This window comes from Rhodopirellula maiorica SM1 (genome assembly GCF_000346295.1).
Lineage (GTDB): Bacteria > Planctomycetota > Planctomycetia > Pirellulales > Pirellulaceae > Novipirellula > Novipirellula maiorica.
This window is the reverse complement of sequence record NZ_ANOG01000258.1, coordinates 1-8,365: the sequence shown is the minus strand read 5'-3', so window position 1 is coordinate 8,365 and position 8,365 is coordinate 1. Positions and strand designations below refer to the sequence as shown.

The 8,365-nt window shown below is 52.9% G+C and carries 8 protein-coding genes; 1 reads left to right on the top strand and 7 read right to left on the bottom strand.

What is annotated here, in order from left to right; all coding sequences use genetic code 11:
- Positions 1-1,786: hypothetical protein (locus RMSM_RS08045; RefSeq protein ID WP_008694013.1), on the bottom strand; the 1,786-nt coding region annotated here is incomplete at its 3' end.
- Positions 1,787-2,082: 296 nt separating this feature from the next.
- The gene (locus tag RMSM_RS39670; RefSeq protein WP_144057474.1) at positions 2,083-2,427 is read right to left on the bottom strand and encodes a hypothetical protein; all 345 of its coding nucleotides are present in this window, start codon (positions 2,425-2,427) and stop codon (positions 2,083-2,085) included.
- A gap of 1,054 nt (positions 2,428-3,481) precedes the next feature.
- Here RMSM_RS39670 and RMSM_RS08030 point away from each other — a divergent pair.
- Positions 3,482-3,937: a hypothetical protein gene (locus tag RMSM_RS08030; RefSeq protein ID WP_008694008.1), complete on the top strand. Its 456-nt coding sequence runs from the start codon at positions 3,482-3,484 to the stop codon at positions 3,935-3,937.
- Positions 3,938-4,287: 350 nt separating this feature from the next.
- Here the strand turns inward: RMSM_RS08030 and RMSM_RS08025 are convergent, their stop codons facing one another.
- The 5 genes from RMSM_RS08025 to RMSM_RS40785 form a co-directional block, all read right to left on the bottom strand.
- A complete protein-coding gene (locus tag RMSM_RS08025; RefSeq protein WP_008694006.1) occupies positions 4,288-4,929 on the bottom strand; it encodes a hypothetical protein in 642 nt (213 codons plus the stop codon).
- Positions 4,929-5,609 carry a hypothetical protein gene (locus RMSM_RS08020; RefSeq protein ID WP_040764800.1) on the bottom strand — a complete coding sequence of 227 codons (681 nt, stop codon included), beginning with the start codon at positions 5,607-5,609 and terminating at the stop codon, positions 4,929-4,931. Before RMSM_RS08020 ends, RMSM_RS08025 begins: the two co-directional genes overlap by 1 nt.
- Positions 5,569-6,621, bottom strand: a complete 1,053-nt coding sequence (locus RMSM_RS08015) for a hypothetical protein (protein WP_040764798.1) — start codon at positions 6,619-6,621, stop codon at positions 5,569-5,571. Before RMSM_RS08015 ends, RMSM_RS08020 begins: the two co-directional genes overlap by 41 nt.
- Entirely contained in the window at positions 6,618-7,556 is a 939-nt protein-coding gene (locus tag RMSM_RS08010; RefSeq protein WP_008694002.1) for a hypothetical protein, read from the bottom strand. The genes RMSM_RS08015 and RMSM_RS08010 overlap by 4 nt, the downstream gene beginning before the upstream one ends.
- Positions 7,557-7,598: 42 nt before the next feature.
- On the bottom strand, positions 7,599-8,365 hold a 767-nt coding region (locus RMSM_RS40785; protein ID WP_040764795.1), incomplete at its 5' end, for a hypothetical protein.

The window sequence follows — 8,365 nt, the reverse complement described above, 5'->3', positions numbered from 1 at the left end:
TAAGCACATCGTCACTTTTCACCCTTACTTTGCCATCGATGCGAACCGTTCCCGTGAGATGAACGTGCGTCCCATTCTGGGCAGGTGACAACTTGAAGCTCGTAAGCTTTACGTCGGCTGACTTAATTGGGACGAACTTGTCTTTGCTATCGACAGAGTGCTTCTTTTCGATTGCTTCGCGAGCAATTTTCTGTAATGCCTGCAGGTCTGCTGAAGCAGTAAACTCGTGCATATCGATGCTGAGTGGCTTCCATCCCTTCAGCATGATTCGCACCGTCTTTGTTGTAAGTGATGTGTCCCCCAGTTCTTTTCTCATGACTGTTGGCAATGCACTGTCTTGGAGAACGCAGGAAACACTTCCTGTACCTTCATCCGACAACTCTTCGACTACAACATCAGAAAACTCCGCAATTGCCCCGCTATCAAGCGATATTTTTATCGCATCTATTCCACCAGAAAATTTCGCTCCCGTGGCCAAAAGGCGGCTACTACCGCACACCATCGTGACTGATGGAGAGCCTTTCTCTTTAACCAGGATTTGAGTAGCCTGTGCGACCACATCAGCGAAAGAAATGCCAAGGCTATCGTTCTTCGAGTCGAGACTTACGTTAATCTTCGGCAACTCGGACTTGATTTCTAGAACGCGGGCGTCATCAAGCTTCTTACTGTAATTGACGGTTACATTTCTAGCGGGTTTCTCCGTCTTGACGGAATGAAGCTTACCGTGCTTGCAGACTGCAAGCGACTCATCCAGAATTCCTCGCAGCGTTACTTTCCCCCCATCGACCACCGACGAGCCTTCGACGGTCACACCGGACATTCTGAGGGCCACGGCATAGGTATCGGTGGCCCAATTCCCATCAGCTTTGAGAGTCAATCTCTTACTTTCATCTGAAGGAGTTAGCACGAAATTTAACTGTTCGCTTTTTACATCTAATCTTTCTAGTGTGATTGATAACGGTTCCTCAGTCTCTGCCGAGAATACACCAGTCTTGACCGTCCAAGCCGCCGCCCCCATCACCATGACCGTTTTGCCAACGACTTCCGTTTGCTCATCATGACTCCCTTCGATACTGCAACTCAAGTTAAGCTTGATGCTTCCTTCTCCGTCAATTCCATCTTGATGTCGGTCAAAAGTTGCGGTTGTTCGGCCCAAGTGGACGGATGTGCCCACAGCCTGTTCACCTGCAAGAAGTTTCATGTCCAAACCGCCTAGACGGATGCTGCTTTTGGGTCGCATCTCAACTCTCGCACTATTGAGCACAACCTTTGAAACCATTTCCTCTACGGAGGACTCTTGCGGAACGACTACTGCCTCGACAACCGCTAGAGCGATTAAGTTCTTTAGCGTCCCATACACATCGACTTGCACTTTAGTAGAGCTTGCGTCGCCGTCCAACATTGCGAGTTGAACTCCGTCGACATCTACCGTTTCGGAGAAAGCAATTGCAAACTTAGACGGAATAACCTTTATCGTCTCCGCGTCAATCCGCTCAAAGTCTAAGCGAATATCCGACAGGGTGACGTCCGTGTGGTCTTGAACAACGACCAACACATCCCCGTATTTATAGGTCCCAGGCACTAGCGTCAGGCTTCCATCGACCGTCAAGCCTTGGCTTGACGAAAGTACTTGGGCAGGCAATTTCTCGTCGACAGACAGCTCAAGTTTTGGAGTCGGCAGTGGGATCGTAACATCCCCGTTGCAGCCAACGAATAGTAATTGGACCAGGGCGAGAAGGAAGAGGGCACCATTCCAACCGCGTTTATGGCTTCCGTAACAAATCATCCGAAATTAATCTCGCTTGTGAAATTTCTAGTGTGTTTGGCATGGGAAGTATACCCGTTTACCCCGCACCGCTAGCCTGGTTTGCATGTCGCCGCGTTGACTTCCCGCAAAAAACCAACAATCTCTACCATTTCATCATCAATCAAGAAACAAAAAGTTCTTTATCGGCGTTGACACGTTTGCTGTTGGAAAAAGCATGTGCGGCTTTGTGAGAATGCTGATGCGATGTTTATCGCCTAGAGCCAAGCTAACACTGGAATTTGCGGTGCCCCGGCGACCCTGTCATTCATGAAAAGTCATGACGCGTCTGGCGTCGAATCTTCTCGCTCGTTCCCCGATTCAGCGTCTATCGCTACTGACTCCTTGCTACGGGGAGCGAGTTCGCGATAAGTCCACAGAACAATCAGAGCCAAGCCAATCAAGTAAAAAATTGAGAACCAGGGTTCGTAGGCTACCGCACCATCTTTGAAGTTTTTTTCGTATGCGAGAAATGCCAACGAGAACGAAGAATCCAATTTGTAAAACTGAATCATCGTCGTCACCATTGCGATGATTGCGAGTGCATAGGGGTAGACGTATCCAACGTCTTCAAAAAATCCGCTCGACGGTTTTGAAATGAGCACATTGTCAAAGTTTGACAAAGACTTGTAGTCTTTCAAGAAACCGTCACGTAACTTTTTAGCTTTCTCGGAAGCGTGCCACAGGGAATAGCCGAGAACTGGGATTAGAAATAGCCCGAAAACCGTGATGTAGGAATACGAGATTTTGGTCTCGATTACCCAGAGCTTGATGCAGAATTCTGGCGAACGTGCGAGCGAGGCGAAGCCGATACTTGAAAGAGCAAGCAGATGGCCCTTTCGACGTCGGGATGAACGAGCTTCGCTGACGAAAATGGCTTTCGCCAATCGAACGTCTTCCACAGGATATGCTCCATAATTGGCAGAATAAGAGATCTATTCCGCCGACAAAGGGTCAGACTTCATGCGATTGTACCCAAGTTGGACCGAGTCACTAAGAGATCGCTTTTTAAATCACAAACCGATTCACGGAATTGTTTCTCGTCCACTGGCTGCAAGTTTATTTGAACCGATCGTGGCCGTCTACCTGCGAATTTTTCCTGCCGGACGTGCTCCTCGAACTGCGAAATAGCTGTGGAGGAGACGTCCATGGACGAATCAGTGGTTCGGTCCTGACTGGTTCTTGATCGGCTAAAAGTTGTTCGATTGAATTGGCTATTCAATGGGTAACAGTCAAACTAGACCGCCGAACTGGTCGCGGCTGGTTCGTGTCCCGTTCGAGGAACGGTCGCAATCCCCTCTTTGGTCAATGTAAAAACAAAGAAGCACCGCTTGCCCGGCTCCCGAATGGACCGCGAGCGGGTCGCAGTTGGTTCATGGACGCCTCTTGATTGGTCGGTTGGTTCCTGCGTTCTGATCGACATTGGTCCCCTCTCCCCTCTTTCGCATTGATCCGTTCGAGCGTGGTTCATGGACCACGCTGAACGCGGGCAACGATTGCCGATTTTTGGCGAGTTTGTTGCGTACAACAAATTTGAACAGTTCCGCGAACGAGTCGCGAACCGTTGATTTGAATGCCTCGAACGCAAGTGCGAACGCTCGGTTCACTTCCTCGTTCAATTGCTTGCTTTTCTGTTTTGGCTGCTGTAGGGTCGGATCAACATTCCATTTACCCCCTATGTCTGAGTTTATCTCTGCAGTTGAAGCCAGCAAAATCACGCCGGTCTCTGCAAGCACCATCAAACGATTTATTCGTGACGTTGTTGAAGATCCGAATCACGCTTCACGCGATAAAGTGCAACCGTCGGTTGAAGAGCTGAAACGTGCACAGGAGGCAGGGGAGCCGTATCGCTGGACGATTGAGCAGGAATTTGTGATCGAGCAATTTGGAACCGCTGACGAAAAGAAGGGGAGTGCTGACAACCAACCGTCTGGGATGGTGCTGGAGATTCTGCGAAGCCAACTGGAAGCGAAGGACGCTCAGATCCGAACGTTAGAAACACAACTCGATCGAAAGGACGAGCAAATCAAACGTCAGGATGATCGGATGCAGGAGACGCACGTGCTCATGCAACACCTACAGAAACGATTGTCGTTGACGGCAGCCGTGCCGTCTTCGTGCGGTCCAGTCTGATCATGTTCGGTCAGATGCTCGATTCTTCTCAGCTGGCCATGGCTTACCTTCTGGAAGAATGTCGCCGCGAAGGGTATTGGGTTCATGAATACTCGACCTTCACCGAATACGTGGAGCAAGAGGTTGGAATCCCAATGCGTACGGCTCAGGCATTGATGCGTGTGGTGCGATGTTGCAACAAAGCAAACGTATCGCCAGAACGGGTTGCCCAGCTAGGTTGGTCGAAGCTTGCTGTTGTTGCTAGTCACTTAACTGCAGAGAACGCTACCGAGCTGCTGGATGCCTGCAACTTGCACAAACGACCAACCGGTTTAATCCCCGTTGGGTCTCGATCGCATTCACTCCCGGCCTTACGGATCTCGCTGAAATCCATGCTGCTGCGGGCGGGAGCGAAACGGATTACATCGAGACAACTCCCTATGAATCTTTGAGGGCGATGCACGATGCCGGGTTTCATCGGCAGCGAACTCCATTTCCAGCTCAGCTTGCAATTTGAGATCAAGGCGTCGTTGTCGATCTTCCTCCCTCTTCTTGTTCTCCGCGTCGCGTTGCTCCTGCCGCTGCCGTTGTTGTTCGACCTCACGAGCGGTGGGGGCCGGCGGCGAAAACGCGTTGTCCCCGGCTCGGCGTGTCTTCTCTTTCTCAAGACGCCAGCGGTCGGTTCGCAATTGGATTTCTTGCTGAACACGTTGAATCGACCTCCATACCGTCATGCAAGTGACACCGACAACTCCCGCAAGTGCGAAGGCCACAATGCCGAATGCGATTGCTCGGAACAAAGCGTCCATCACTTCGCTAACGCTGCGAGGCTGTAACCACACAAGTCGCCGCAGCAGCAGGAACATGAAGGTGCCCAAGCCAAAGACGTCCTGCCACGCAGAGATGAACGAAAGCTGACGCCGCATCGAACAGGCGACGTGATAGATCAAATAGGCAACCGCAAAAAGATACAGTCCGGGTGCGGAATCGACGATTTCGAGTAGGCCATTCATTACAGCCCAGCTCCTCGTCGTCGCTCGTCAACGTGTTCTTTGGCAAACGGTGTCAAGCGGCGGTAGGGAATCTTGCCCATCGCTTCACCGCTAATGACGTCTTCCAGCACCCGAGTGTAGAGTTCGTCGACGGTGTGCAGCTTTCGAAGGAAGCGTGTTTTTGACAAACCCGTGCGGGTGGTTGTGACAATTCGGTAAAGTTCGCTGCGAACAGGTCGAATCGCGCTATAGGGCACCGCGAATCGCAACCGCTTCGAGTTTGGCTTTTGTTCCAAGATGCCAAGCGAGACCATCTTCTTCGCGATCACCGTCGACGAAGCGCTATCAAGGCGTTGACACAGATCCTCGTGCCACCCCGATGTCAGCGAGTCGACACAAGAATCAACGAAGTCGGGGAACCAGCTTTCTTCAAGCAAGCGAATGAAATAGTCGGGATCGCCGGTGCGACGCGATGCCACGCTTGCCTCAAAGCAGAACCGGATGGTTTCATCCATGTTCGGAACGGTATAAACCACTTCGCCCTTCGTGTCTCGCCGGGACACGATCTTGCTGTACTCCAACGCCAAGTCAAACAGCGCGACGCTATCCCGCTGGTCGAACGGCCGCTCGGTGATCGCCAATGGGCGAGCCATTCGCTGGTCAAATGGATAGATCGGCGCGAACGTTCCTTCGCCAATCATTTTGTCGCGAAGGTACCGGGCACTCGCATACTCGGAGCGGGCGTGCCCGGGACCAAGTACATTGCTGGTCACCGTCAGGACGTGACGCTCGGGTAAATGGAATGCTTGATCGGTTCTGGTCCCCACCGATCGGGTCGGTGGTTTGCTTCACCACTTGCGTGACCGTAACGGTGTCTTCAACGGGAGTGATGCTCCCACGCAGGAACGACCGCAAATCGTGAAGCTGTTCGCATCGGTTCGATAGCATCCGAACCCGGGCGGTGAGCGAGCGACCGTTGTCTTCCGTTGTCAATCGCTTTTTGATTCCCCGAATCAACTCGGATTTGCATTGATCGACTCGTCGAAGTGCGAGTCGGTAGTCCCGGTCGAATTGCTGCTGCAATTGATCGCGATCGTCGTTGGATAGCCCACGACGCCAACCCTTACGCTGAGATTGTTCGACGGCGAACCGTCGGTACATCTCGGCAGCATGTCGCAAACGATCCGAAAACCCGGGTTGCCAGATTGATGTGTCGATGCTTTCGGCATCGCGACTCCAACGTCGTTGAAGGTCCGTCAGGGTGGCAATAGCTGTAGCAAAGTCGAATTGACTTACAAGCAACTCTTCGAGGACATCCATCCGGGCATCGATCTCGGTGACCTTATGATCAATCAGCCCGGCTGAAACCTGTTCGAATTGACGACGCCACCCGCCATTGTCGTCGGCAAGTTCCGCCATTCTGTCCGCCGTGACATCGAGGTCGCCGAAGTCCAAAGTTGGTAGCTTTGGCAACGCCTTACCAATCTGGGCGACCGTCGTCACGTCGGCCTCCGTCATTCCGCACTTTCGGATGACCGCATCAATGCCGTCGTTGCTGCCCGGATTGCCGTCGATCAAGAGTCGCAATCCATCTGCAGTCGTGACGCAGCAGCTTTGCTGATACAGCGTGTAAATCGCGAGTTTCGCTTCTTGTGTCCCCATTGCCTGCTGCTGCAGTGGGACTTGTCGGTATTGGGTGGGACGCATATTCATACCAGGGAGACTCCATGGAAAAGGGGATGTTTTTGGCCGGTACGCCCGCAATTCACGTCGTCACATTGTCGTGATTCGCGTCGGCATCCCACCGAAGTAAAGAAACGCTGGAACAAACAGGCGGACATCATTTCAACCACCTGCTCATTGGTTTGCAGTTTGTTGGACGCACTCTCCCAGTCGAACTCAAGACTGGTTCCGATCCGCGTCGCCGCTGGCAAGCGGACAGGACGTTGCCCAGGAACGTCAATCTCGATTGGACAATGGGTGGCCATTTGCCCGAATCGCCACATCGATGACTCGGCAAAATTCGCCATGATCCGTTGACGCCCGTCGGCATTGACGCTGCGATTGATGTCACGCCATGGAATCTGACCGCCGATGGTTGCCATCGTGACGTCGAAGCGTTTGAGGCCGATGTGACCGGCACCCAAGATTCCGCCCGTAACGACCAAGTCTTTTGTCCCGCCGCTTGTGCCGCCGGCACTACCGGCGAGCACCACCAATGACTGATTCTGAGCCGGCGGCAGATTGACTGCAAAGCGATCATCGCGAGCGTTCATCAAGGCAGCCATCGACTCCAAGATCGATTGCCTGATGGAAGGAAATGCTATGGATGCCAACGCGTAGCCGGTGCTAATCACGGTGCCCGCACCGTCTTTCCCAGTCGACAAGAACCGGACGTGTTTTTGGTGCGCTAACGAGGTGGGATCACGCGAATCCTTATCTGCGTCGATCGAAAACCAGCGCGTGTTGGCCGGCGGCAAGCCGCCAGTTACCGCGTAGACAAATGCGAACAACTGAAGCATTGCTTCGGTACCTGTGGTCCCGACACCAACGAAATTGGTCGCGGACGTCATTGCCAGTGGATACGTCGGGGTGTCGGCTCGTTTCAGTCGATCCAATGCGGATTGACTTCGATTATTGACTCTCATCTTATTGGACTCCGAAAAGGGGAGGGAACGCGAAACAAACCGCTACGAAAGATGTAGCGCATCGAAAGTGAATTGCACGATCTCGGCGACCAGTGACGAGTGCTTGATACCGATCGCAAAGATGCAACAGGCGATGGCACTCATGAACGCGAGTCGTTGTTTACGCCGCGCCCATGCTCGTTCGCGTTCAGCGGGCCCACCGGACAGGACTTTGACCCAGCACAGATCGGCTTCGGGACTGAAGCCCGTGATTTCGACCGCCCGCCCATCCGGTGCCCGCATCGCAACCAGTTCGTCCGTAGTGATCGATTCCTCTTGGTCCATCGGTCGAGACTCATCCACGCCAAGTTCAATTTCCAGCCCATTGGCGATGGGGGCCAATCGAACTCTTTCGTTCTCGGGTGAAAACGAAAACAGGTCGAGCACGGCCCCCGCTCGATGCCGTTCACCCTGGACATCACGTGGGTTTCGGCAGAACCGAGACAACAACTTCTGGCGTCGTGTAAAAATCACGGCGGCAAGTGTGGCTAGCCCGAAACATCCCCACGCAAGCCACCGCATCCAGATTCCGTTTTCAGTGGTACTGCCAACATCGAAATGGATAACTTTCGACTGGACATCACGTCCGCTGACAACGATCGATCCAAATCCGCGTTCGACAGCATTGAGGACACTGAACGGCAACTGGACGGTCACTTTTTCACCCGGCGGGATGGTGATCGCTTCGCCGATCAACTCATCCTGAAGCCCCAGCGAAACGATATCGCTGACCACTCCATCTGCGTTATGCGATCGACTCAAACGAAGGG

Bases quoted from the DNA above. Each gene is read 5' to 3' on its own strand.
- RMSM_RS08030 (WP_008694008.1), top strand. From the start codon at position 3,482: ATGTCTGAGTTTATCTCTGCAGTTGAAGCCAGCAAAATCACGCCGGTC.
- RMSM_RS08025 (WP_008694006.1), bottom strand. From the start codon at position 4,929: ATGAATGGCCTACTCGAAATCGTCGATTCCGCACCCGGACTGTATCTT.
- RMSM_RS08020 (WP_040764800.1), bottom strand. From the start codon at position 5,609: ATGATTGGCGAAGGAACGTTCGCGCCGATCTATCCATTTGACCAGCGA.
- RMSM_RS08015 (WP_040764798.1), bottom strand. From the start codon at position 6,621: ATGAATATGCGTCCCACCCAATACCGACAAGTCCCACTGCAGCAGCAG.
- RMSM_RS08010 (WP_008694002.1), bottom strand. From the start codon at position 7,556: ATGAGAGTCAATAATCGAAGTCAATCCGCATTGGATCGACTGAAACGA.